The sequence below is a fragment of the Anaerobacillus sp. ABD4_527 genome, assembly GCF_056160805.1.
Genome location: NZ_JBSWXZ010000012.1, coordinates 1 through 2,752, shown reverse-complemented (window position 1 = coordinate 2,752; position 2,752 = coordinate 1). Strand labels below are relative to the sequence as shown.

1 rRNA gene is annotated in these 2,752 nt (G+C 54.1%); it reads right to left on the bottom strand.

Features of this window, described 5'->3' with window-relative positions:
- Nucleotides 1-2,752: ribosomal RNA gene (locus ACXAHI_RS20925) — 23S ribosomal RNA — on the bottom strand; the annotation flags it as partial.

The following is a 2,752-nucleotide window of genomic DNA, read 5'->3' as shown; positions in this document are numbered from 1 at the left end:
GGTTAAGCCCTCGATCGATTAGTATTCGTCAGCTCCACGTGTCGCCACGCTTCCACCCCGAACCTATCAACCTCATCATCTCTGAGGGATCTTACCAGCTTGACGCTGTGGGAAATCTCATCTCGAGGGGGGCTTCATGCTTAGATGCTTTCAGCACTTATCCCTTCCACACGTAGCTACCCAGCTATGCTCCTGGCGGAACAACTGGTACACCAGCGGTGTGTCCATCCCGGTCCTCTCGTACTAAGGACAGCTCCTCTCAAATTTCCTGCGCCCGCGACGGATAGGGACCGAACTGTCTCACGACGTTCTGAACCCAGCTCGCGTACCGCTTTAATGGGCGAACAGCCCAACCCTTGGGACCTACTTCAGCCCCAGGATGCGATGAGCCGACATCGAGGTGCCAAACCTCCCCGTCGATGTGGACTCTTGGGGGAGATAAGCCTGTTATCCCCAGGGTAGCTTTTATCCGTTGAGCGATGGCCCTTCCATGCGGAACCACCGGATCACTAAGCCCGACTTTCGTCCCTGCTCGACTTGTAGGTCTCGCAGTCAAGCTCCCTTGTGCCTTTACACTCTGCGAATGATTTCCAACCATTCTGAGGGAACCTTTGGGCGCCTCCGTTACTCTTTAGGAGGCGACCGCCCCAGTCAAACTGCCCACCTGACACTGTCTCCGCACCGGATCACGGTGCTGGGTTAGAATGTCAGTACAGCCAGGGTAGTATCCCACCGACGCCTCCACCGAACCTAGCGGTCCGGCTTCTATGGCTCCTACCTATCCTGTACAAGCTGTACCAAAATCCAATATCAGGCTACAGTAAAGCTCCATGGGGTCTTTCCGTCCTGTCGCGGGTAACCTGCATCTTCACAGGTACTATAATTTCACCGGGTCTCTCGTTGAGACAGTATCCAAGTCGTTGCACCTTTCGTGCGGGTCGGAACTTACCCGACAAGGAATTTCGCTACCTTAGGACCGTTATAGTTACGGCCGCCGTTTACTGGGGCTTCGATTCAGAGCTTCTCCCGTAAGGGATAACCCCTCCTCTTAACCTTCCAGCACCGGGCAGGTGTCAGCCCCTATACATCGCCTTGCGGCTTGGCAGAGACCTGTGTTTTTGCTAAACAGTCGCTTGGATCTTTTCACTGCGGCTCCCCTGGGCTATTCACCCGAGGAAGCACCCCTTCTCCCGAAGTTACGGGGTCATTTTGCCGAGTTCCTTAACGAGAGTTCTCCCGATCGTCTTAGGATTCTCTCCTCGCCTACCTGTGTCGGTTTGCGGTACGGGCACCTCTTTCCTCACTAGAGGCTTTTCTTGGCAGTGTAGAATCAGGGACTTCGGTACTTAAATTCCCTCGCCATCACGACTCAGCCTTCACGGTGAACGGATTTGCCTATTCACCAGCCTAATCGCTTGGACGCGCATATCCAGCAGCGCGCTCTCCCTATCTTTCTGCGTCCCCCCGTCGTTCAAACGGAAAGGAGGTGGTACAGGAATATCAACCTGTTATCCATCGCCTACGCCTTTCGGCCTCGGCTTAGGTCCCGACTAACCCTGAGCGGACGAGCCTTCCTCAGGAAACCTTGGGCTTTCGACGGACAAGATTCTCACTTGTCTTTCGCTACTCATACCGGCATTCTCACTTCTAAGCGCTCCACCAGTCCTTTCGGTCTGACTTCGCAGCCCTTAGAACGCTCTCCTACCATTGTCGTAAGACAATCCACAGCTTCGGTGATACGTTTAGCCCCGGTACATTTTCGGCGCAGCGTCACTCGACCAGTGAGCTATTACGCACTCTTTAAATGATGGCTGCTTCTAAGCCAACATCCTGGTTGTCTAAGCAACGCCACATCCTTTTCCACTTAACGTATACTTTGGGACCTTAGCTGGTGGTCTGGGCTGTTTCCCTCTCGACTACGGATCTTATCACTCGCAGTCTGACTCCCGCGGATAAATCGTTGGCATTCGGAGTTTGACTGGATTCGGTAATCCGGTAGGGACCCCTAGTCCAATCAGTGCTCTACCTCCAAGATTCTTGCCGCGAGGCTAGCCCTAAAGCTATTTCGGAGAGAACCAGCTATCTCCGGGTTCGATTGGCATTTCACCGCTACCCACACCTCATCCCCGCATTTTTCAACATGCGTGGGTTCGGGCCTCCATTCAGTGTTACCTGAACTTCACCCTGGACATGGGTAGATCACCCGGTTTCGGGTCTACGACCACGTACTCCTTCGCCCTATTCAGACTCGCTTTCGCTGCGGCTCCGCCTTCTCGGCTTAACCTTGCACGGGATCGTAACTCGCCGGTTCATTCTACAAAAGGCACGCTGTCACCCATTAACGGGCTCCAACTAGTTGTAGGCACACGGTTTCAGGTTCTCTTTCACTCCCCTTCCGGGGTGCTTTTCACCTTTCCCTCACGGTACTGGTTCACTATCGGTCACTAGAGAGTATTTAGCCTTGGGAGATGGTCCTCCCGGATTCCGACGGGGTTTCACGTGTCCCGCCGTACTCAGGATCCGTCTCGGAGGGCAGCGGATTTTGACTACAGGATTGTTACCTTCTCTGATGGACCTTTCCAGGTCGCTTCGTCTATCCGTGCCTTTGTAACTCCAATGAGACGTCCTACAACCCCAGAGGGCAAGCCCTCTGGTTTGGGCTGTTTCCGTTTCGCTCGCCGCTACTCAGGAAATCGCGATTGCTTTCTCTTCCTCCGGGTACTGAGATGTTTCAGTTCCCCGGGTATGCCTT